This is a genomic window from Streptomyces sp. (assembly GCF_035644915.1).
Lineage (GTDB): Bacteria > Actinomycetota > Actinomycetes > Streptomycetales > Streptomycetaceae > Streptomyces.
The window spans coordinates 14,343-36,041 of record NZ_DASQNP010000121.1 but is presented as its reverse complement, the minus strand read 5'-3'; the positions used below and the strand labels follow the sequence as shown (position 1 = coordinate 36,041).

Below are 21,699 nucleotides of genomic sequence, written 5' to 3'. Positions count from 1 at the left end.
GAGCGCAGGGGATACCCCAGGCACAAGGTCAGAGCGTACCTACCGCATCGGCTCCGGTCAAAACAAATGCCCACGCCACCGTAGTGCGCCCGCACCAGGAGCGGAAGAGCGCCTCAGAGGCTTCCACAACCCGTCCACGGCCCCCTCCGCGCCCCGCCCCCGTCCCGCCCTCCGGAGGGGCTTCGACGCCCTTGGAGGGCCGTTGTGGGGCTACACGGTGGCGACGATCACCGCCAGCACCAGCAGCACACCGAATCCGATCGCCAGCCAGCCCAGGACCAGCCCGGCCACGGCCAGTCCATCGCCCTTCTCCCCGGTCCGGCGGATCTCCGCGCGCGCCTTGTGCCCGAGGATCACGGCGGGAATGGCGGTGATCCCGTAGAGAGGAGTCAGGATGCCACAGATGAGGGCGGCGGTGGCGGAGCTGTTGGTCTGGGGAGGGGGCGGCAGGAAGGTGCGCGGCACCACCGGCTGGTACGGCTGCGGGTACTGCTGCGGCGCCGGCGCGGGCACCGCCATCGGCCCCTGCGGCAGATCGGCGATGAGCGCGTGCAACTCCCCGTACGTCTGCGCCTGTTGGGCGCGGGCCAGCCGCTGCTCGTACTCCGTCTTGCTCAGCCGCCCCTCGACGAAACCGGCCTTGAGCACGTCGATCGTGCGCTCGCGGTCCGCATGGGACGCCCGCATCATCGGCATCTGGGACATCTGGTGCGCCGCCTGCGGCGGCTGCGGCCCCGCCTGTCCCGGCAGCCCGCGCGGATCCCACGGCTGGTACGACACCGGCTCCACCTCCCACCTCGGGCCGTTCCCCCATCATCCATGACGTTCACCCCCGGCGGGGAGTTCCTGGACAAGGAACAACACCGCGGGGCGGCCGTTCCGGAAGGAACGACCGCCCCGCGGGCGTGGCATGGGCCCTCATCAGGCCCGGCCGGAGACGTCAGCCGTTGTACGGGCCGTAGTCGTAGTCCTCCAGCGGGACCGCCTGGCCGGAGCCGGTGCCGAAGGGCGAGTAGTCGATGTCGTCGTAGCCGACGGCCGAGTACATCGCGGCCTTGGCCTCCTCGGTCGGCTCGACCCGGATGTTGCGGTAGCGGGACAGACCCGTACCGGCCGGGATGAGCTTACCGATGATGACGTTCTCCTTGAGGCCGATCAGGGAGTCCGACTTGGCGTTGATCGCCGCGTCGGTCAGGACCCTGGTCGTCTCCTGGAAGGACGCCGCCGACAGCCAGGACTCGGTGGCCAGCGAGGCCTTGGTGATACCCATGAGCTGCGGACGTCCGGAAGCCGGCTGGCCGCCCTCCGCCACCACGCGGCGGTTCTCGGCCTCGAACTTCGAACGCTCCACCAGCTCGCCGGGCAGCAGCTCGGCGTCGCCGGACTCGATGATCGTCACCCGGCGCAGCATCTGCCGGATGATGATCTCGATGTGCTTGTCGTGGATCGACACGCCCTGCGAGTTGTAGACCTTCTGGACCTCGCCCACCAGGTGCACCTGGACCGCGCGCTGGCCGAGGATGCGCAGCACGTCGTGCGGGTTGGTGGCACCGACGGTCAGCGGCTGGCCGACCTCGACGTGGTCGCCCTCGGAGACCAGCAGGCGGGCGCGCTTGGACACGCCGTAGGAGGTCTCGTCGGAGCCGTCGTCCGGGGTGACGATGATCTTCTTGGTCTTCTCGGTCTCCTCGATCCGCACGCGGCCGGCGGCCTCGGAGATCGGGGCGACACCCTTGGGCGTACGGGCCTCGAACAGCTCGACGACACGCGGCAGACCCTGCGTGATGTCGTCACCGGCCACACCACCGGTGTGGAAGGTACGCATCGTCAGCTGGGTGCCGGGCTCACCGATGGACTGGGCGGCGATGATGCCGACCGCCTCGCCGATGTCCACCAGCTTGCCGGTCGCCAGCGAGCGGCCGTAGCACATGGCGCAGGTGCCGACGGCGGACTCGCAGGTGAGGACCGAGCGGGTCTTGACCGTCTCGACGCCGTGCTGGATCAGCTCGTCGATGAGCACGTCGCCCAGGTCGGTGCCGGCCGGGGCCAGCACCTTGCCGTCCACGACGACGTCCTCGGCGAGGCAGCGGGCGTACACGCTGGTCTCGACGTTGTCCGCCTTGCGCAGCACACCGTCGGAGTCCTTGGACGCGATCACCAGGCGCAGGCCGCGGTCGGTGCCGCAGTCCTCCTCGCGGATGATCACGTCCTGCGAGACGTCCACCAGACGACGGGTCAGGTAACCCGAGTCGGCGGTGCGCAGCGCGGTGTCCGCCAGACCCTTGCGGGCGCCGTGCGTGGAGATGAAGTACTCCAGCACCGACAGACCCTCGCGGAACGACGCCTTGATCGGCCGCGGGATGGTCTCGTTCTTGGCGTTGGACACCAGACCGCGCATACCCGCGATCTGGCGCATCTGCATCATGTTTCCGCGCGCACCCGAGTCGACCATCATGAAGATCGGGTTGGTCTTCGGGAAGTTCTCCGCCATGGCCTCGGCGACCTCGTTGGTCGCCTTGGTCCAGATGGCGATGAGCTCCTGGGACCGCTCGTCCTTCGTGATGAGACCGCGCTCGTACTGCTTCTGGACCTTCTCGTCCTGTGCCTCGTAGCGCGCGATGATCTCCTTCTTGGCCTCGGGGACCACGACGTCGGAGATCGCGATGGTGACACCGGAGCGGGTCGCCCAGTGGAAACCGGCCGACTTGAGGTTGTCCAGCGTGGCGGCGACGACGACCTTGGGGTAGCGCTCGGCGAGGTCGTTGACGATCCCGGAGAGCTGCTTCTTGCCCACGGTGTAGTCGACGAACGGGTAGTCCTCGGGCAGCAGCTCGTTGAAGAGCGCGCGGCCCAGGGTGGTGCGCAGCCGGAAGCTGTCACCGGGCTGCCACTCCGCCTCGCCCTCCTCGGAGGCCGGCGGGGTCCAGCCGCGGGGCGGGACGGAGCCGACGGGGAAGCGGATGTCGACCTTCGCCTGGAGCGACAGCTCCTTGGCGTCGAACGCCATGATCGCCTCGGCGACGGAGTTGAAGGACCGTCCCTCGCCCTTGAGCTCGCCCTCGACCTCGTCGGTGGTGAGGAAGAACAGCCCCAGCACCATGTCCTGGGTCGGCATGGTCACCGGGCGGCCGTCCGCCGGCTTGAGGATGTTGTTCGAGGACAGCATCAGGATGCGGGCCTCGGCCTGCGCCTCCGCGGACAGCGGCAGGTGCACGGCCATCTGGTCGCCGTCGAAGTCCGCGTTGAACGCGGTGCAGACGAGCGGGTGGATCTGGATGGCCTTGCCCTCGACCAGCTGCGGCTCGAACGCCTGGATGCCGAGGCGGTGCAGCGTCGGCGCGCGGTTGAGCAGCACCGGGTGCTCGGCGATGACCTCTTCCAGCACGTCGTACACGACCGTGCGGCCGCGCTCGACCATGCGCTTGGCCGACTTGATGTTCTGCGCGTGGTTGAGGTCCACCAGGCGCTTCATCACGAACGGCTTGAACAGCTCCAGCGCCATGGCCTTGGGCAGGCCGCACTGGTGCAGCTTGAGCTGCGGGCCGACGACGATCACGGAACGGGCCGAGTAGTCGACGCGCTTGCCCAGCAGGTTCTGGCGGAAGCGGCCCTGCTTGCCCTTGAGCATGTCGGACAGCGACTTCAGCGGGCGGTTGCCCGGACCCGTCACCGGCCGGCCGCGGCGGCCGTTGTCGAACAGCGCGTCGACGGCCTCCTGCAGCATCCGCTTCTCGTTGTTCACGATGATCTCGGGCGCGCCGAGGTCGAGAAGCCTCTTGAGGCGGTTGTTGCGGTTGATGACGCGGCGGTACAGGTCGTTCAGGTCACTGGTCGCGAAGCGGCCACCGTCGAGCTGCACCATGGGGCGCAGGTCCGGCGGGATCACCGGGACGCAGTCCAGCACCATGCCCTTGGGGCTGTTGCGGGTGTTCAGGAAGGCGGAGACGACCTTGAGGCGCTTGAGGGCGCGGGTCTTCTTCTGGCCCTTGCCGGTCCGGATGATCTCGCGGAGCTTCTCGGCCTCCTCCTCCAGGTCGAAGGTCTCCAGGCGCTTCTGCAGCGCCGCGGCACCCATCGAGCCGTCGAAGTAGGTCCCGAAGCGGTCGCGCAGCTCGCGGTAGAGCAGCTCGTCGCCCTCCAGGTCCTGGACCTTGAGGTTCTTGAAGCGGTTCCACACCTCGTCCAGGCGGTCGATCTCGCGCTGGGCGCGGTCGCGGATCTGCTTCATCTCGCGCTCGGCGCTCTCGCGCACCTTGCGGCGGGCGTCGGCCTTGGCGCCCTCGGCCTCCAGCTCGGCCAGGTCGGACTCGAGCTTCTTGGCACGGGCCTCCAGGTCGGCGTCGCGGCGCTGCTCGATCTGCTGGCGCTCCACGGAGACGTGGGCCTCCAGCGAGGGCAGGTCGCGCGCACGGCGCTCCTCGTCCACCCACGTGATCATGTAGGCGGCGAAGTAGATGACCTTCTCCAGGTCCTTCGGGGCGAGGTCGAGGAGGTAGCCCAGACGGGAGGGCACGCCCTTGAAGTACCAGATGTGGGTGACGGGGGCGGCCAGTTCGATGTGGCCCATCCGCTCACGGCGCACCTTGGCGCGGGTCACCTCGACGCCGCAGCGCTCGCAGATGATGCCCTTGAAGCGGACGCGCTTGTACTTGCCGCAGTAGCACTCCCAGTCCCGGGTCGGACCGAAGATCTTCTCGCAGAAGAGTCCGTCCTTCTCGGGCTTCAGGGTGCGGTAGTTGATGGTCTCCGGCTTCTTGACCTCGCCGTGGGACCACTGACGGATGTCGTCAGCGGTGGCCAGGCCAATTCGCAGCTCGTCGAAGAAGTTGACGTCGAGCACTCTCGTCAATCCCTCTCAGGGTTGTGCCCCTCGCGTCAGCGAGACAAGGGGCTCTGTAATGGTCTGAACGGGGGTCCCGGGGAGAGCCGGGGAACCGCCCTTCCTCCTCAAGGGGAGGGGTACGGCGCCCCGGCCAGCCCGTCAGACCTCTTCGACGCTGCTCGGCTCTCGCCGGGACAGGTCGATACCGAGCTCTTCCGCGGCGCGGAAGACGTCCTCGTCGGTGTCACGCATCTCGATGGACATACCGTCGCTGGACAGCACCTCCACGTTGAGGCACAGGGACTGCATCTCCTTGATGAGCACCTTGAAGGACTCGGGGATGCCCGGCTCGGGGATGTTCTCGCCCTTGACGATGGCCTCGTAGACCTTCACGCGGCCGGTGACGTCGTCGGACTTGATGGTCAGCAGCTCCTGGAGGGCGTACGCGGCGCCGTAGGCCTCCAGCGCCCACACCTCCATCTCACCGAAGCGCTGGCCACCGAACTGAGCCTTACCGCCCAGCGGCTGCTGGGTGATCATGGAGTACGGACCGGTCGAGCGGGCGTGCAGCTTGTCGTCGACCAGGTGGTGCAGCTTGAGGATGTACATGTAGCCGACCGAGATCGGCTCCGGGAACGGCTCGCCGGAGCGGCCGTCGAACAGCCGGGCCTTGCCGGAGGGCAGGACCAGCCGGTCCCCGTCGCGGTTGGGCAGGGTGGCCTCGAACAGGCCGGCGATCTCGTCCTCGCGGGCACCGTCGAACACCGGGGTGGCGACGTTGGTGCCGGGGGCGACCTCGTCGGCGCCGATCGCGGCCAGGCGCTTCTTCCACTCCTCTTCGAGCCCGTCGATCTTCCAGCCCTGGGAGGCGAGCCAGCCCAGGTGGATCTCCAGGACCTGGCCCGGGTTCATCCGGGACGGGACGCCGAGCGGGTTGAGGATGACGTCGACCGGGGTGCCGTCCTCCATGAACGGCATGTCCTCGATCGGCAGGATCTTGGAGATGACGCCCTTGTTGCCGTGGCGGCCCGCCAGCTTGTCACCGTCGGTGATCTTGCGCTTCTGGGCCACGTAGACGCGGACGAGCTGGTTGACGCCCGGAGGCAGCTCGTCGCCCTCCTCGCGGTCGAAGACGCGGACGCCGATGACCTTGCCGGTCTCGCCGTGCGGCACCTTCAGCGAGGTGTCGCGGACCTCGCGGGCCTTCTCGCCGAAGATCGCGCGGAGCAGCCGCTCCTCCGGGGTCAGCTCGGTCTCACCCTTCGGGGTGACCTTGCCGACCAGGATGTCGCCGGCCTCGACCTCGGCGCCGATGCGGATGATGCCGCGCTCGTCGAGGTCCGCCAGGACCTCCTCGGAGACGTTCGGGATGTCCCGGGTGATCTCCTCGGGGCCGAGCTTGGTGTCCCGGGCGTCGACCTCGTGCTCCTCGATGTGGATCGAGGAGAGGACGTCGTCCTGGACGAGGCGCTGCGACAGGATGATCGCGTCCTCGTAGTTGTGGCCCTCCCACGGCATGAACGCCACGAGCAGGTTCTTGCCGAGCGCCATCTCGCCCTTGTCGGTCGAGGGGCCGTCGGCGAGGACCTGGCCCTCGACGACGCGGTCGCCCTCGTCCACGATCACCTTCTGGTTGAAGGAGGTGCCCTGGTTGGAGCGGAAGAACTTGGCGACCCGGTACGTGATGTACGTGCCGTCGTCGTTGGCCACCGTGATGTAGTCGGCGGAGACCTCCTGGACCACGCCGTCCTTCTCGGCCTTGATGACGTCACCGGCGTCGACCGCGGAGCGGTACTCCATGCCGGTGCCGACCAGCGGGGCCTCGGCCCGGATCAGCGGGACGGCCTGGCGCATCATGTTCGAGCCCATGAGCGCGCGGTTGGCGTCGTCGTGCTCCAGGAACGGGATCATGGCGGTCGCGACCGACACCATCTGGCGCGGCGAGACGTCCATGTAGTTGACCTCGCCGCCCGGGACGTAGTCGATCTCGCCGCCGCGGCGGCGGACCAGCACGCGGTCCTCGGCGAACCGCATGTCGTCGGTCAGCGGCGCGTTGGCCTGCGCGATGACGTAGCGGTCCTCCTCGTCGGCGGTCAGGTAGTGCACCTCGTCGGTGACCACGCCGTCGACGACCCTGCGGTACGGGGTCTCGATGAAGCCGAACGCGTTGACCCGGCCGTAGGAGGCCAGCGAGCCGATCAGACCGATGTTCGGACCCTCGGGGGTCTCGATCGGGCACATGCGGCCGTAGTGCGACGGGTGCACGTCGCGGACCTCGAAGCCGGCCCGCTCACGGGAGAGACCACCCGGGCCGAGGGCGTTGAGACGACGCTTGTGCGTCAGCCCCGACAGCGGGTTCGTCTGGTCCATGAACTGGGAGAGCTGGCTGGTGCCGAAGAACTCCTTGATGGAGGCGACGACCGGCCGGATGTTGATCAGGGTCTGCGGCGTGATCGCCTCGACGTCCTGGGTGGTCATGCGCTCGCGCACGACGCGCTCCATACGGGCGAGACCCGTACGGACCTGGTTCTGGATCAGCTCGCCGACGCTGCGGATGCGGCGGTTGCCGAAGTGGTCGATGTCGTCGGTCTCGACCATGATCGTGTCGCCGTTGTCGCCGACCGTCTCGGTCTCGCCGGCGTGCAGCTTCACCAGGTACTTGATCGTCGCGATGATGTCCTCGACGGTCAGCACGCCGGCGTCCAGCGGCTGGTCGATGCCGAGCTTGCGGTTGATCTTGTACCGGCCGACCTTGGCCAGGTCGTAGCGCTTGGGGTTGAAGTAGAGGTTCTCCAGCAGCGTCTGCGCGGCCTCGCGGGTCGGCGGCTCGCCCGGGCGCAGCTTGCGGTAGATGTCGAGCAGCGCGTCGTCCTGCCCCTGGGTGTGGTCCTTCTCCAGGGTGGCGCGCATGGACTCGTACTGGCCGAACTCCTCCAGGATCTGGTCGTTGGTCCAGCCCAGGGCCTTGAGGAGGACGGTGACGGACTGCTTGCGCTTGCGGTCGATGCGGACACCGACCATGTCGCGCTTGTCGATCTCCATCTCCAGCCAGGCGCCCCGCGAGGGGATGATCTTGGCGGAGAAGATGTCCTTGTCGGAGGTCTTGTCGATGGTGCTGTCGAAGTACACGCCCGGCGAGCGCACCAGCTGCGAGACCACGACACGCTCGGTGCCGTTGATGACGAAGGTGCCCTTGTTGGTCATGAGCGGGAAGTCGCCCATGAAGACCGTCTGGGACTTGATCTCGCCGGTCTCGTTGTTGGTGAACTCGGCGGTGACGAACAGCGGCGCGGCGTAGGTGAAGTCGCGCTCCTTGCACTCGTCGATCGAGTTCTTCGGCGGCTCGAAACGGTGGTCGCGGAAGGTCAGCGACATCGACCCCGAGAAGTCCTCGATCGGGGAGATCTCCTCGAAGATCTCCTCCAGACCGGACTTGGTGGGGACGTCCTCACCACGGGCCAGCGCGGCCTCGACGCGAGCCTTCCAGGCGTCGTTGCCGAGCAGCCAGTCAAAACTCTCGGTCTGCAGCGCAAGGAGGTTCGGAACCTCGAGAGGCTCCTTGATCTTCGCAAAGGAGATGCGCAGCGGGGCGGTGCTGGCGCCGTTGGTCGAATGGGCAGTCGAGGCGTTGCGCGAGGCGGCCAAGAGGGGGTCCTTCCGAGGGCTCGGACTCACTACGCGCATGCCGTGCCCCTGGTGACGGGCAGGGGGCAGTTAATAGGCAGCGCAAAGGGTCAGTGTAGCCACAAGGCCCACTGATGTCCAGAGCAGATTCCGGAGACCGGCACGCAGTACCAATCTCTCCCTCCGGGAGGGGCGAGCCCCTCGTTGTTGTTCAACGCCTGCCGCAAGGTTTCCCACTTCGTCGGCGATCCATGCCTCGGAACATGGACCGGTGTGACGACGCGTCCTGAGAATTGCGCGCTACGTGCTGTTCGTCAAGGCCCCCACCCCCTGGAGATCATTCAGGAGGCGTACGGCCGGACAGCGATGATCACCATACCTGCCGTACTCCGTCAGGCAAGCCGACCGTGGCGGAAACGACCGAGGGCGACCACCCGCACGGGTGATCGCCCTCGGCAGGAGAGGAGTCAGCGGACTCCGGGAGCGACCGGGGTCACTTGACCTCGACGGAGGCGCCGGCGCCCTCCAGGGCCTCCTTGGCCTTGTCCGCGGTCTCCTTGTTGACCTTCTCCAGAACCGGCTTCGGAGCGCCGTCGACCAGGTCCTTGGCCTCCTTCAGGCCCAGGGAGGTCAGCTCGCGCACGACCTTGATGACCTGGATCTTCTTGTCGCCGGCGCCGGCGAGGATGACGTCGAACTCGTCCTTCTCCTCGGCCTGGGCGGCGCCCTCGCCACCACCCTGGGCCGGCGCGGCGGCGACGGCGACCGGAGCGGCGGCCTCGACGTCGAACTTCTCCTCGAAGGCCTTCACGAACTCGGAGAGCTCGATGAGGGTCATCTCGCTGAACTGCTCGAGCAGCTCTTCCTGGCTGAGCTTCGCCATGGTGGCGGTCCTTCCACTAAGTCGGCTGGTGCCGGGTTGTACATAGTCGGCGGGCGTACAGTGGCCCGCTGCGACCGAGAGCGGCGAACGGGTCGGTCACTCGGCCTCGGCGGGAGCCGGCGCACCGGCACCGCCCTGCTCGACCTTGCTGCGAAGGGCGTCCGCGGTGCGGACGAACTTCGAGAGCGGGGCCTGGAAGGTCGCCGCGGCCTTCGCCATGGTCGCCTTCATGCCACCGGCCAGCTTGGCGAGCAGCACCTCGCGGGACTCCAGGTCCGCGAGCTTCTTGATGTCGTCGGCGGACAGCGCCTTGCCCTCAAGGACACCGCCCTTGATGACGAGCTGGGGGTTGTCCTTGGCGAAGTCACGCAGACTCTTCGCCGCCTCGACCGGGTCACCGGTCACAAAGGCGACCGCCGTCGAGCCGACGAAGAACTCGTCGAGCTCGGTGACCCCGGCCTCGTTGGCCGCGATCTTGGTCAGTGTGTTCTTCGCCACTCGGTACTGGGCGTTCTCACCGAGAGAACGGCGCAGGTCCTTGAGCTGTGCGACGCTGAGACCGGTGTACGCGGTCACGACCGCCGCGTTGGAGTTCTGGAACTTCTCCTTGATCTCCGCGACGGTTGCGACCTTGTCGGGACTCGCCATGAGCCTCGGCCCTCCTTTCCGGGTGATGCGATCCTCAACCGTGCCTTTCGGCAGGTCATGACGCCGGACCGCCCACGTCGGGCGCACGAGGAAGGGGACTTGCGCAAAACGAAACGCCCCGGCGCAGGCGCACGGGGCGTGACTCGACCGGACACGACGTCCGGGAGTCCTCCACGGTCACCTGCGCAGGTCGCCCGCTCCAGCGGATCCTTCGGCCACCGCACCCCGGGATCTGTGGCAGATCCTCAGGGACACGGCAACGACCAGCGGTCTTTGGCTTCCGTGGCAGAGTACGCGAACGCCGTCGCGTCAAGCAAATCCGGGACTCGCGGGCCGGCCTCAGAAGCCGCTGGGCTGCTCCTGGCCCGCCTTGCCCAGCTCCTCGAACATCTCCATCAGGTCGGTCGTCTCGCCCGCGGGCGGCGCCTTCACGGAGACCGGGGTGCCGTAGTCGCTGTAGCGCTGGGAGATGGTCATCGTGCCCTCGGGGCTGTCCATGGTCATGTCGATCTTCGCCGGGTAGTCCCGCTCGTCGACCCAGACCTCGATGTCGAAGCCCTTCACCCCGGACTTCTCCATGCCGTCCAGCAGCTCCTTGCGCTCCTCCTCGGTGAGGAAGTCCGTGGAGGAGTTGGCCTCCAGGGCCTCCTTCATGGTGAGCGTGCCGCTGTAGTGCTCGGTGGCGACGCCGTCGATCGTCTCCTTGCCGACCCGCTTGATGTTGGGCGAGTCCAGCAGCAGACCCATCTGCTGGGCCGGGTCCTGGTTCATGTCCTGCAAGCCGCCCGTCATCGACTTGACCAGGTTCTCGTCCCCGGACTTCTCCGCCATCGCCTGGAGGTCCATCTTCAGCCAGGGCTTGCCGCCGAAGGATTCGGCGGACTCCTCGTCGACCTGCATGTACATCACGTTGTCGACCCAGAGCATGCGCATCTCGCCCGGGCCTCCGTCCTGGGCGAGCGCGCTGCCGGTGGCGGTCACGTCCATGACGGTCGGGTTCCAGCCCGTCACGCCGGACATCTTCATCTCGCCGCCCGCCGCGCCGGGCATCGACATGGTCATCTCGACCTTGGCGGTCCTCGCCTCGTCGGTCTTCTTGGCGACCGCCCGCAGCGCCTGGACGATCGAGCGCGGCTCCGCGTTCCGCTCCCCGGCCGCCTTGTCGCTTCCCCCGCCGGAGCACCCCGAGAGCGCCACTGCCGCCGTCAGAGCCGTGGCTCCCAGCGCGGCCTTGCGAATGAGACGCATGTTCCCCCCATGTCGGTGTGGTGGTGATGTCGGCTCACCCTACCGACTCCCCCTGACAGCGGGAGGGCCGGATCCCGCTCAACTCGCGAGCGGGATCCGGCCCTTGTGCCGGGACGCGCCTGGATCAGGCGGCGGCCTCCTCCTCGGCCAGGAGGTTGCGGGTGCGGTTGGGGTCGACCGGGATGCCGGGGCCCATCGTGGTGGTGATGACGGCCTTCTTGATGTACCGGCCCTTGGCGGCCGACGGCTTCAGCCGCAGGATCTCGTCCAGCGCCGCCGCGTAGTTCTCCACCAGCTTCTTCTCGTCGAACGAGACCTTGCCGATGATGAAGTGGAGGTTCGCGTGCTTGTCCACGCGGAACTCGATCTTGCCGCCCTTGATGTCGCTGACGGCCTTGGCGACGTCCGGGGTGACGGTGCCGGTCTTCGGGTTCGGCATCAGGCCACGGGGACCGAGCACACGGCCGAGGCGGCCGACCTTGCCCATCAGGTCCGGGGTGGCGACGACGGCGTCGAAGTCCAGACGGCCGCCCGCGACCTCCTCGATCAGTTCGTCGGAGCCGACGATGTCGGCCCCCGCGGCTTCCGCGGCCGCGGCACGGTCGCCGGTCGCGAAGACCAGGACCCGGGCGGTCTTACCGGTGCCGTGCGGGAGGTTCACGGTGCCGCGCACCATCTGGTCGGCCTTGCGCGGGTCGACGCCCAGGCGCATGGCGACCTCGACGGTCGCGTCGAACTTGGTCGGGGAGGTCTCCTTGGCGAGACGTACGGCCTCCAGCGGGGCGTAGAGCCGCGTCCGGTCGACCTTGGCGTCCGCACTGCGGAGAGCCTTGCTGCGCTTCACTTCTGCTCCAGATGTCTTCGGTTGAGGAGTCGTGGTCCAGGGGGCCAGCGCCTGACCCTGCCACTTCCTTGTGTGCTCGGTGTGCTCGGTCCGCTCCGCGGGGCACCGCGGAGGAAGCGGATCAGCCCTCGATCGTCACACCCATGGAACGGGCGGTACCGGCGATGATCTTCTCGGCGGCGTCCAGGTCGTTGGCGTTGAGGTCGGGCATCTTGGTGGTGGCGATCTCCCGCACCTGCTCGCGCGTGATCTTCGCGACCTTCTTGCTGTGCGGCTCGCCGGAGCCCTTCTCGATGCCCGCGGCCTTCAGGATCATCTTCGCGGCCGGCGGGGTCTTGGTGACGAAGGTGAAGGAGCGGTCCTCGTAGACCGTGATCTCCACCGGGATGACCCAGCCACGCTGCGACTCGGTCGCGGCGTTGTAGGCCTTGCAGAACTCCATGATGTTGACGCCGTGCTGGCCCAGCGCGGGGCCGACCGGCGGGGCCGGGTTCGCGGCACCGGCCTGGATCTGGAGCTTGATCAGCCCCGTGACCTTCTTCTTGGGAGGCATGTTCTCTCCGGGTCCTAGTGAGAGGTGGTGAAATCCCCCGCCGGGCCGATCCACCCGTACGGAGGCATACCGCGCCACGATAGCCGGTATCGCGGCGAGGTAGGAAACCGGCCAGGTCGGACAGGCCCTGGACCTGCCCGACCTGGCCGGGAGCGGGTGACCGGAAGAACCGGGTCAGTTCTTCTGGATCTGGTCGAAGCTCAGCTCGACCGGGGTCTCGCGGCCGAAGATCTCGACGAGGCCCTTGACCTTCTTCGAGTCGGGGTTGATCTCGTTGATCGTCGCCTGGAGGGTCGCGAACGGGCCGTCGGTGACGGTGACCGAGTCGCCGACCTCGAAGTCCAGCACCTGGACCTCGACCTTGCGGCTCGGCGCCGGGGCGCCCTCGCCGGCCTCCGCGGCGGCCCTCTCCTCGGCCTCGGGGGCGAGCATCTTGACGACCTCGTCCAGGGTCAGCGGGTACGGGTCGTAGGCGTTGCCCACGAAGCCGGTGACGCCCGGGGTGTTGCGGACGACGCCCCACGACTCGTTCGTCAGGTCCATGCGCACCAGGACGTAGCCGGGAAGCTTGTTCTGGCGGACGTTCTTGCGCTCGCCGTTCTTGATCTGGACGATCTCTTCCTCGGGCACCTCGGCCTGGTAGATGTAGTCCTCGACGTTCAGCGAGACGGCGCGCTGCTCCAGGTTGGCCTTCACGCGCTTCTCGTAACCCGCGTAGGTGTGGATGACGTACCACTCGCCGGGGAGGCTGCTCAGCTCCTCGCGGAGGGCCGCGACCGGGTCGGTCGCCTCCTCCTCCGCCTCCTCCTCCACCTCGTCGGCGGCGGATTCGGTCCCGGACTCGGCCTCGGCGTCGTCTGCCGCGGACTCGTCGGACCCGGCGCGGACGCCCGACTCCTCGGTCGGCTCGTCCTCCCCGGCGGCGTCGGCAGCTTCGTCCCGGTCGACGCTGTCCTCCGCCTCGACGACGTCGGGCGCGGTGTCATCGCCCTCGGCAGGGTCGACGGCGTCGTTCAGGTTCGGGTCAGACACGGTGGCTGCTTCTTCCTGGCTTCAAGGGGTCGAACATGCGGAAAGGTGCCCCGGAGGGTCCCTCCGCGGGCGGATCAGCCGAAGACGTACTTGACGACCTCGGTGAACCCCCAGTCAATCACGGTCACCAGGCCGATGACGATGACGACGAAGATGATCACCACGGTGGTGTACGTCGAGAGCTGGCGCTTCGTGGGCCAGACGACCTTGCGCAGTTCCGCGACGATCTGGCGGTAGAAGAGCGCGAGGCGGCCCAGGGGGCCCTTCTTCCCGCGCTTGCCACCGCGCCGGGGCTTCTTGTCGTCCTGCGACCGCCCGGGCTCGGGGACCTCGATGGAGTCCGTGATCTCCGCCACTCGTCCTCACCTGCATCCGGGTCCTGGCCGCGTGCCGTGCCGCGTCCGGCCCGGCCGTACGGCGGTGCGTCCAGTACGTACACGTGCACGCACCTGGTGCAGATGCGTGTAGCAGGGCCGGAGGGACTTGAACCCCCAACCGCCGGTTTTGGAGACCGGTGCTCTACCAATTGAGCTACGACCCTCTGTCGTCCCCCAACCTACAGCATCCGAACGGACCCGCGGAGTACGCGGTTCGCGGATGATCGGCCGGGACCAACGACGGTGAGTGTACGTGCTTCGCGCGCCGCCGTCGAACACGTAACCCCGAACCGCCGCGGACCTCCCCCGTTCCCCGGGCGCCTTTCCACCCAAACCCGTCCGCAACCCGCGTGCCGGGAGCGTCCGCGGTCTGCGACGATGCCCCTATGACCGCTGCAACCCCTCCCAACCAGTCACCCACCGAGCGCCGGGTCTCGGCCCGGATCGGTTCGATCTCCGAGTCCGCCACCCTCGCCGTCGACGCCAAGGCCAAGGCCCTCAAGGCCGCCGGACGGCCGGTGATCGGTTTCGGCGCGGGCGAGCCCGACTTCCCCACGCCCGACTACATCGTCGAGGCCGCCGTGGAGGCCTGCCGGAACCCGCGCTTCCACCGCTACACCCCGGCCGGCGGGCTCCCCGAGCTGAAGGAGGCCGTCGCCGCGAAGACGCTGCGCGACTCCGGCTACGCGGTCGACCCCTCCCAGGTGCTGATCACCAACGGCGGCAAGCAGGCCATCTACGAGGCCTTCGCCGCGCTCCTCGACCCGGGCGACGAGGTCATCGTCCCCGCGCCGTACTGGACCACCTACCCCGAGTCGATCAGGCTCGCGGGCGGCGTGCCGGTGCCCGTGGTCGCCGACGAGACGACCGGCTACCGCGTCTCCGTGGAGCAGTTGGAGGCGGCGCGCACCGAGCGCACCAAGGTGCTGCTGTTCGTCTCCCCGTCGAACCCGACCGGCGCGGTCTACTCCCGCGCGCAGGTCGAGGAGATCGGCCGCTGGGCCGCCGGGCACGGGCTGTGGGTGCTCACCGACGAGATCTACGAGCACCTGGTCTACGGCGACGCGGAGTTCTCCTCGCTGCCGGTGCTCGTCCCGGAGCTGGCCGACCGGTGCGTCGTGGTCAACGGCGTGGCGAAGACGTACGCCATGACCGGCTGGCGGGTGGGCTGGGTCATCGGCCCCAAGGACGTGGTGAAGGCCGCCACCAACCTCCAGTCGCACGCCACCTCCAACGTCTCCAACGTGGCGCAGGCCGCCGCGCTGGCGGCCGTCTCCGGCGGTCTGGAGGCCGTGGCGGAGATGCGCGAGGCGTTCGACCGCCGCCGGAGGACGATCGTGCGGATGCTGGGCGAGATCGACGGCGTCACCTGCCCGGAGCCGGAGGGCGCCTTCTACGCGTACCCGTCGGTCAAGGGCGTGCTCGGCAAGGAGATCCGCGGCAGGCGGCCGGCGACGAGCGTGGAACTGGCCGAGGTGATCCTGGAGGAGGCCGAGGTCGCGGTCGTCCCCGGCGAGGCGTTCGGCACCCAGGGCTACCTGCGGCTGTCGTACGCGCTGGGCGACGAGGACCTGGTCGAGGGCGTCTCCCGGATCCAGAAGCTGCTGGCCGAGGCCCGGGACTGACCGCACGGCCGTGCGTGAGCGGGCCCTGCCGCGGGACGTGTCCCGCGGCAGGGCCCGCTCGCGTGTTCAGGACGGCCCCCGGGCGTGGCCCGCGGCTTCCGGGCGTGTCGGGGCGTACGGCAAAATCCGGGGATGGAAAGCGTTCGTGACGTCCGCAAGCTGCCCAAGGCCCATCTGCACCTGCACTTCACCGGATCGATGCGGCCCAGCACCCTGCTGGAACTCGCCGACAAGTACGGCGTCCACCTGCCGGACGCGCTGAACGGCGGCCGTCCGCCGAGACTGCGGGCCACGGACGAGCGGGGCTGGTTCCGCTTCCAGCGGCTGTACGACATCGCGCGCTCCTGCCTGCGCTCGCCGGAGGACATCCAGCGGCTGGTCCGCGAGGCCGCCGAGGAGGACGTCCGGGACGGGTCGCGCTGGCTGGAGATCCAGGTCGACCCCACCTCGTACGCGCCGCGCCTGGGCGGGCTGATCCCGGCGATGGAGGTCATCCTGGACGCGGTGGAGACCGCGAGCCGGGAGACCGGGCTCGGGATGCGGGTGCTGGTCGCCGCGAACCGCGTGAAGCACCCGCTGGAGGCCCGCACCCTGGCCCGGCTGGCCGTGCGCTACGCCGACCGCGGGGTGGTGGGCTTCGGCCTCTCCAACGACGAACGGCGCGGTTTCGCCCGCGACTTCGACCGGGCCTTCGCCATCGCCCGCGGGGCCGGCCTGCTGGCGGCCCCGCACGGCGGCGAGCTGTCGGGGCCGGCCAGCGTCGCCGACTGCCTGGACGACCTCCGCGCGCGCCGCATCGGGCACGGGGTGCGTGCCGCCGAGGACCCGCGGCTGCTGTCCCGGCTGGCCGAGCAGGGGGTGACCTGCGAGGTCTGCCCGGCGTCCAACGTGGCGCTGGGGGTCTACGACACGTACGAGGAGGTGCCGCTGCGGACGCTGTTCGAGGCGGGGGTGCCGATGGCGCTGGGCGCCGACGACCCGCTGCTGTTCGGCTCCCGGCTGGCGGCGCAGTACGAGGTCGCGCGCAGACACCACGGCTTCACGGACGGGGAACTGGCGGAGCTGGCCCGGCAGTCGGTGCGCGGCTCGTGCGCGCCGGAGGAGGTCCGCAAGGAACTCCTGGCGGACATCGACGCCTGGCTGGCGGCGCCTCCGGACGCGCCGGAGCCCGTGGTCCGGCAGCCGGTCCCGGCGCGGCTCACAGGGAGCAGCCGACGGTCACCGGTTCGTTGACGAGCGTCACGCCGAAGGCGGCGCGGACGCCGTCGCGGACCTCCCGGGCCAGGGCGAGCAGGTCGGCGGTGGTGGCCGAGCCCCGGTTGGTCAGGGCGAGGGTGTGCTTGGTGGAGATGCGGGCCGGGCCGTCGCCGTACCCCTTGGCGAAGCCCGCCCTGTCGATCAGCCAGGCGGCGGAGGTCTTCACCAGGCCCTCGCCCGCCGGGTAGGCGGGCGGGGTGACGTCCGGGCCCAGCCGCTCGGCGACGCGGGCGAGGAAGGCCGCGTACTCGGCCTCGGTGAGGACGGGGTTGGTGAAGAAGGAGCCCGCGGACCAGGTGTCGTGGTCCTCCGGGTCGAGCACCATGCCCTTGCCTGCGCGGAGTTTGAGGACGGTCTCGCGGGCCCGCGCCACGGGCACCCGCTCGCCCACCTCCACGCCCAGGGCCCGGGCGGTCTCGGCGTAGCGGACGGGCGCCGAGAGGCCGCCGGCGTCCTCCAGCTCGAAGCGGACGCGCAGCACGACGAAGCGGGTGGGGTCGGCCTTGAAGCGGCTGTGCCGGTAGGAGAAGCCGCACTCGGAGCCGGGGATGGTGACGGTGGAGCCGCTGCGGCGGTCGTAGGCGACGACCTCGGTGATGGTGGAGGCGACCTCCTGGCCGTACGCGCCGACGTTCTGGATGGGCGTGGCGCCCGCGGAGCCGGGGATTCCGGCCATGCACTCGATGCCCGCGAGCCCCGCCTCGACGGTGCGGGCCACGGCGTCGGACCAGTTCTCGCCCGCGGCCAGCTCCAGCCGGGTGCCCTCCAGGCGGAAGCCGGTGGTGGCGATGCGGAGGGCGGTGCCGTCGAAGCCCTCGTCGGCGATGACGAGGTTGCTGCCGCCGCCGATGAGCAGCAGCGGTGTGCCGTCGGCGTCGGCGGCCCGTACCGCCTCGGTCACCTCCTCGTCGGTGGTGGCCGTGACCAGGCGTCTCGCCGGGCCGCCCAGCCGGAAGGTGGTCAGCGGGGCGAGGGGGGCGTCGTGGAGTTCCTGCACGGGCTCAAGAGTACGAGAGCGGCCGTGCGCCTCCCGGGCACGGCCGCTCCCCGCGGCACCGGGCGGTCCGGGATCAGGCGAGCCGGACCACCGCGCGGGACATGCCCAGCACCTTCTGGCCCGCGCTCGTCACCGTCAGGTCCACCCGGACGGTGCGGGCGTCGTCGTCGAGCTTGGCGGCGACCTTGCCGGAGACCTCGATGGTGGCGCCCTTGTCGTCGTCGGGGACGACGACGGGCTTGGTGAAGCGGACGCCGTACTCCACGAGCGCGCCCGGGTCGCCGGCCCAGTCGGTGACCACGCGGGCCGCCTCGGCCATGGTGAACATGCCGTGGGCGATGACGTCGGGGAGGCCGACCTCGCGCGCGAACCGCTCGTTCCAGTGGATCGGGTTGAAGTCGCCGGAGGCGCCCGCGTACCGCACGAGTGTGGCGCGGGTCACGGGGAAGCTCCGCGCGGGGAGTTCGGTGCCGACCTCGACGTCCGCGTACGCGATCCTCGCTGTCATCTTCGTCACTCCCCCTGCTTCCGGGCCGGCTCGTCCTGGGGAGCACGGGCCACCAGCTTGGTCCAGGCGGTCACCACGTGCTCACCGGCCTCGTCGTGCACCTCGCCGCGGACGTCCAGGACGTCGTTCCCGGCGAGCGACTTGACCGACTCGATCGTGGAGGTCACCGTGAGCCGGTCCCCGGCGCGCACCGGGCGCGTGTAGGCGAACTTCTGGTCGCCGTGCACCACCCGGCTGTAGTCCAGCCCCAGCCGCGGGTCCCGGACGACCTCCTCGGCCGCCTTGAAGGTGATGGCGAAGACGAAGGTGGGCGGGGCGATCACGTCGGGGTGGCCCAGGGCCCTGGCCGCCTCCGGGTCCGTGTACGCGGGGTGGGGGTCGCCGATCGCCTCGGCGAACTCGCGGATCTTCTCCCGGCCCACCTCGTACGGTGCGGTGGGTGGATAGCTCCGCCCCACGAAGGACTGGTCGAGCGCCATGGCCCGGTACCTCCATACGGCTTGCTGTGGACGGCTTGCGATGGGTGCTTCCCCGGCCGCCGCGCGCCCGTCAACGCCACGAGGCCGCCCCCCGCAACGGGGACGGCCTCGGGCTGACGTGTCTATGCGCGGCGGCCTCGCCGGTCGCGGCTTATCGCGTCTCGCGGTGCGTGGTGTGCGCGTTGCAGCGCGGGCAGTGCTTCTTCATCTCCAGGCGATCCGGGTTGTTGCGCCGGTTCTTCTTGGTGATGTAGTTCCGCTCCTTGCACTCCACGCAGGCCAGCGTGATCTTCGGGCGGACGTCGGTGGCAGCCACGTGAGTGCTCCTTGACGAACGAGACGGTTTAACGCAGGAAGAGTAGCCGATCGGAGGACCGACCCCGCAATCGGCTACTGAATGAGGTAGCGGTGACCGGACTCGAACCGGTGACACAACGATTATGAGCCGTTTGCTCTACCGACTGAGCTACACCGCCGCGATGCGGGTGCCCCCCGTCGGTGAACGGGGGACCTCTCACATCAGAGCCCCAATACGGAATCGAACCGTAGACCTTCTCCTTACCATGGAGACGCTCTGCCGACTGAGCTATTGGGGCGAGCGATGAAGACATTACACGCTCAGGGCGCCGAACGTGAAATCCGTATCGGTCACGTCCCCCCACGGCCGTCTCCCCCGCCCTCCTGACGGCGTAGTCGTGCGGCCGCCGGTACGACTATTGGGCTCCCGTGCGCTGCCGACGCCCCGCCGTCCCGGTCCGGTCCTAGGCTCGGTGCCCGCCAGCGATCATGAGCGAACCGCGGGAGCCCCATGCCCGACAGCCAGCCGCAGGAACCGGCGGAACCCGGGCCGGCCGCACTCGTCCTGTGCGGCGCCCGGCTCGCCGACGGCCGCACCGTGGACGTGCGGATCGGCGGCGGGCGGATCGAGGCGGTCGGCACCGCGGGCAGCCTGCCGCCCCCACCCCCTTCCCGGACCGCCCGCGTCGACCTCACCGGCTACCTCCTGCTGCCGGCGCCCGCCGAGCCCCACGCCCACTACGACACCGCGCTGACCGCAGCTCCGGGCCCCGCCCCGCCCCCGTACGGCCCCGGCGGACCGGACCGGCACCTCCAGCGCCGCGTCTGCGAGGCCGCCCTGCTCCAGCTCGGCCACGGCGCGACCGCCCTGCGCACCCACGTGCGGATCGGCGGCGCCGCCGGACTGCGGACCCTGCGGGCCGTGCTCCGGGCCGGCCGCGCCCTGGACGGCCTGGCCGACCTCACCGCCGTCGCCGTTCCCGGGGTGCTCACCGGCGCGGCGGGGGCGGACGGCCGGGCGATGCTGCGCGACGCGGTGGCGATGGGCGCCTCGGCGGTGGGCGGCTGCCCGGACCTCGACCCCGACCCGGCCGGCCACCTGGAGGCCGTGCTGGCGGTGGCGGCCGAGCACGGCCGCGCGGTGGACCTGCACACCGACGGCGGCAGTCCGGCCCGGCTGACCCGGTTCGCCGCGGCGGCGAGCGGGCTGCGGACGGGGGTGACCGTCGGGCCGTGCGACGGCCTGGCCCGGCTGCCGCACGGGGTCGCGGCGGGAGCGGCCGAGGCGCTCGCGGCGGCCGGGATCGCGGTGGTCTGCCTGCCGCAGGGCGGCTGCGGGCTGCCGCCCCGGCCGGTGTCCGGCGGCTCCCCGGCGGCGACGCCCGTACGGCTGCTGGAGGCGGCGGGCGTACGGGTCGCCGCGGGCGGCGGCGCGCTGCGCGACGCGGCCAACCCGGTGGGGCGCGGCGACCCGCTGGAGGCCGCCCACCTGCTGGTCTCGCGCCACCGGGCCTCCCCGGAGGCGGCGTACGGGGCGGTGAGCGCGCGGGCGCGGGCGGTCCTGGGGCTGCCGGAGGCGCGGATCGAGGCGGGTTCCCCGGCGGAGCTGCTCGCCGTGCGCGGCGACACGCTCGCCGGGGCGCTGTCCCTGGCGTACAGCCGGCTGGTCGTCCACCGCGGCCGGGTGGTCGCCCGGACCAGCGCGGTGCGGGAGTACTGCGACACGGCCGACGCGGCGGACGGCCCGGCCGCCGAACTGGGGCTTCCCCGCCAGTCACAGCGCTGATCCGGGGCCCCGGCGGCGTACGGTCGGAGCATGCGCACAGTCATCGCTGGTGGACACGGTCAGATCGCGCTGCGGCTGGAGCGGCTGCTCGCCGGGCGCGGGGACGAGGTCGCGGGACTCATCCGGCGGCCCGAGCACGCGGACGACCTGCGCTCGGCGGGCGCCGAGCCGATCGTCTGCGACCTGGAGTCGGCATCCGTGGAGGAGGTGGCCCGGCACCTGGAGGGCGCCGACGCGGCGGTCTTCGCGGCGGGCGCCGGGCCGGGCAGCGGCGCGGCCCGCAAGGACACCGTGGACCGCGCGGCCGCGATCCTCTTCGCGGACGCCGCCGAGCGCGCCGGGGTGCGCCGCTTCCTGGTCGTCTCGGCGATGGGCGTGGACGGCGAGCCGCCGGCCGGGACGGACCCCGTCTTCGCCGCGTACCTGCGCGCCAAGGGCGCCGCGGACGACGACGTGCGCCGGCGCGTCAACCTGGACTGGACGATCCTGCGCCCCGGGCGCCTGACGAACGGGCCGGGCACCGGCCGCGTGACGCTGGGGCCCCAGACGGGCCGCGGCGACGTCCCGCGCGACGACGTGGCCGCCGTCCTCCTCGCCCTCCTCGACGACCCCCGCGCCGCGCGGGTGACGCTGGAGCTGATCGGCGGCGACACCCCGATCGACCAAGCGGTGGCGACGCTGGGCGTGCAGGCGACGGAGGTGCCGGACTGAGCGGGCCC

At 70.2% G+C, this 21,699-nt stretch carries 18 protein-coding genes and 3 tRNA genes; 4 read left to right on the top strand and 17 right to left on the bottom strand.

Features of this window, described 5'->3' with window-relative positions; genetic code table 11:
* Positions 1–210: 210 nt before the first annotated feature.
* The 11 genes from VE546_RS13860 to VE546_RS13810 all read right to left on the bottom strand — a co-directional run bounded on the left by VE546_RS13860 (position 211) and on the right by VE546_RS13810 (position 14,195).
* A complete protein-coding gene (locus VE546_RS13860; RefSeq protein ID WP_324922104.1) occupies positions 211–687 on the bottom strand; it encodes a DUF1707 and DUF4190 domain-containing protein in 477 nt (158 codons plus the stop codon).
* Between the two features lie 253 nt (positions 688–940).
* The gene (locus tag VE546_RS13855) at positions 941–4,840 is read right to left on the bottom strand and encodes a DNA-directed RNA polymerase subunit beta' (protein WP_324922093.1); all 3,900 of its coding nucleotides are present in this window, start codon (positions 4,838–4,840) and stop codon (positions 941–943) included.
* Positions 4,841–4,981: 141 nt separating this feature from the next.
* Positions 4,982–8,467, bottom strand: a complete 3,486-nt coding sequence (gene rpoB / locus VE546_RS13850) for a DNA-directed RNA polymerase subunit beta (RefSeq protein ID WP_324922091.1) — start codon at positions 8,465–8,467, stop codon at positions 4,982–4,984.
* 472 nt (positions 8,468–8,939) lie between these two features.
* Positions 8,940–9,329 (bottom strand): 50S ribosomal protein L7/L12, encoded by a 390-nt coding sequence (rplL, locus tag VE546_RS13845; protein WP_324922089.1) that lies wholly within the window; start codon positions 9,327–9,329, stop codon positions 8,940–8,942.
* Positions 9,330–9,425: 96 nt separating this feature from the next.
* On the bottom strand, positions 9,426–9,977 hold the full coding sequence (gene rplJ / locus VE546_RS13840) for a 50S ribosomal protein L10 (protein ID WP_324922087.1): 552 nt from the start codon (positions 9,975–9,977) through the stop codon (positions 9,426–9,428).
* Positions 9,978–10,316: 339 nt separating this feature from the next.
* A complete protein-coding gene (locus VE546_RS13835) occupies positions 10,317–11,225 on the bottom strand; it encodes a hypothetical protein (protein WP_324922085.1) in 909 nt (302 codons plus the stop codon).
* Positions 11,226–11,349: 124 nt separating this feature from the next.
* On the bottom strand, positions 11,350–12,069 hold the full coding sequence (rplA, locus tag VE546_RS13830) for a 50S ribosomal protein L1 (RefSeq protein WP_324922084.1): 720 nt from the start codon (positions 12,067–12,069) through the stop codon (positions 11,350–11,352).
* Positions 12,070–12,190: 121 nt separating this feature from the next.
* Entirely contained in the window at positions 12,191–12,622 is a 432-nt protein-coding gene (gene rplK, locus VE546_RS13825; protein WP_324922082.1) for a 50S ribosomal protein L11, read from the bottom strand.
* A gap of 174 nt (positions 12,623–12,796) precedes the next feature.
* A complete protein-coding gene (gene nusG / locus VE546_RS13820; RefSeq protein WP_324922081.1) occupies positions 12,797–13,654 on the bottom strand; it encodes a transcription termination/antitermination protein NusG in 858 nt (285 codons plus the stop codon).
* 74 nt (positions 13,655–13,728) lie between these two features.
* On the bottom strand, positions 13,729–14,010 hold the full coding sequence (gene secE / locus VE546_RS13815; RefSeq protein WP_324922080.1) for a preprotein translocase subunit SecE: 282 nt from the start codon (positions 14,008–14,010) through the stop codon (positions 13,729–13,731).
* Positions 14,011–14,122: 112 nt separating this feature from the next.
* Positions 14,123–14,195, bottom strand: a tRNA-Trp gene (locus VE546_RS13810).
* A gap of 222 nt (positions 14,196–14,417) precedes the next feature.
* Between VE546_RS13810 and VE546_RS13805 the strand changes: the two genes are divergently transcribed.
* Entirely contained in the window at positions 14,418–15,656 is a 1,239-nt protein-coding gene (locus tag VE546_RS13805) for a pyridoxal phosphate-dependent aminotransferase (protein WP_324922078.1), read from the top strand.
* Positions 15,657–15,788: 132 nt separating this feature from the next.
* Entirely contained in the window at positions 15,789–16,889 is a 1,101-nt protein-coding gene (locus tag VE546_RS13800) for an adenosine deaminase (protein WP_324922077.1), read from the top strand.
* On the opposite strand, the gene VE546_RS13795 is transcribed toward VE546_RS13800, so the two are convergent.
* From VE546_RS13795 to VE546_RS13770, 6 genes are all read right to left on the bottom strand, one after another.
* Complete coding sequence (locus VE546_RS13795; RefSeq protein ID WP_324922076.1) at positions 16,855–17,910, bottom strand: UDP-N-acetylmuramate dehydrogenase; 1,056 nt, start codon at positions 17,908–17,910, stop codon at positions 16,855–16,857. The genes VE546_RS13800 and VE546_RS13795 overlap by 35 nt on opposite strands.
* Before the next feature lie 73 nt (positions 17,911–17,983).
* A complete protein-coding gene (locus VE546_RS13790; RefSeq protein WP_324922074.1) occupies positions 17,984–18,418 on the bottom strand; it encodes a MaoC family dehydratase in 435 nt (144 codons plus the stop codon).
* A gap of 5 nt (positions 18,419–18,423) precedes the next feature.
* Complete coding sequence (locus tag VE546_RS13785; RefSeq protein WP_324922072.1) at positions 18,424–18,897, bottom strand: MaoC family dehydratase N-terminal domain-containing protein; 474 nt, start codon at positions 18,895–18,897, stop codon at positions 18,424–18,426.
* A gap of 151 nt (positions 18,898–19,048) precedes the next feature.
* On the bottom strand, positions 19,049–19,213 hold the full coding sequence (gene rpmG, locus VE546_RS13780) for a 50S ribosomal protein L33 (protein WP_125496543.1): 165 nt from the start codon (positions 19,211–19,213) through the stop codon (positions 19,049–19,051).
* Between the two features lie 87 nt (positions 19,214–19,300).
* Positions 19,301–19,373 (bottom strand) — tRNA-Met (locus VE546_RS13775).
* A gap of 47 nt (positions 19,374–19,420) precedes the next feature.
* Positions 19,421–19,493: transfer RNA gene (locus tag VE546_RS13770), tRNA-Thr, on the bottom strand.
* A gap of 212 nt (positions 19,494–19,705) precedes the next feature.
* Between VE546_RS13770 and VE546_RS13765 the strand changes: the two genes are divergently transcribed.
* Together VE546_RS13765 and VE546_RS13760 are read left to right on the top strand one after the other, a co-directional pair.
* Positions 19,706–20,980, top strand: a complete 1,275-nt coding sequence (locus VE546_RS13765) for a hydrolase (RefSeq protein WP_324922069.1) — start codon at positions 19,706–19,708, stop codon at positions 20,978–20,980.
* A 30-nt stretch (positions 20,981–21,010) separates the two neighbouring features.
* Entirely contained in the window at positions 21,011–21,691 is a 681-nt protein-coding gene (locus VE546_RS13760; protein WP_324922067.1) for an NAD(P)H-binding protein, read from the top strand.
* Positions 21,692–21,699: the final 8 nt, after the last annotated feature.

Excerpts from the sequence above, each read along its gene's own strand:
- VE546_RS13860 (WP_324922104.1), bottom strand. The coding sequence starts at position 687 with ATGCGGGCGTCCCATGCGGACCGCGAGCGCACGATCGACGTGCTCAAG.
- rplL (WP_324922089.1), bottom strand. The coding sequence starts at position 9,329 with ATGGCGAAGCTCAGCCAGGAAGAGCTGCTCGAGCAGTTCAGCGAGATG.
- rplJ (WP_324922087.1), bottom strand. The coding sequence starts at position 9,977 with ATGGCGAGTCCCGACAAGGTCGCAACCGTCGCGGAGATCAAGGAGAAG.
- VE546_RS13835 (WP_324922085.1), bottom strand. The coding sequence starts at position 11,225 with ATGCGTCTCATTCGCAAGGCCGCGCTGGGAGCCACGGCTCTGACGGCG.
- rplK (WP_324922082.1), bottom strand. The coding sequence starts at position 12,622 with ATGCCTCCCAAGAAGAAGGTCACGGGGCTGATCAAGCTCCAGATCCAG.
- VE546_RS13805 (WP_324922078.1), top strand. The coding sequence starts at position 14,418 with ATGACCGCTGCAACCCCTCCCAACCAGTCACCCACCGAGCGCCGGGTC.
- VE546_RS13800 (WP_324922077.1), top strand. The coding sequence starts at position 15,789 with ATGGAAAGCGTTCGTGACGTCCGCAAGCTGCCCAAGGCCCATCTGCAC.
- VE546_RS13790 (WP_324922074.1), bottom strand. The coding sequence starts at position 18,418 with ATGACAGCGAGGATCGCGTACGCGGACGTCGAGGTCGGCACCGAACTC.
- VE546_RS13785 (WP_324922072.1), bottom strand. The coding sequence starts at position 18,897 with ATGGCGCTCGACCAGTCCTTCGTGGGGCGGAGCTATCCACCCACCGCA.
- VE546_RS13765 (WP_324922069.1), top strand. The coding sequence starts at position 19,706 with ATGCCCGACAGCCAGCCGCAGGAACCGGCGGAACCCGGGCCGGCCGCA.
- VE546_RS13760 (WP_324922067.1), top strand. The coding sequence starts at position 21,011 with ATGCGCACAGTCATCGCTGGTGGACACGGTCAGATCGCGCTGCGGCTG.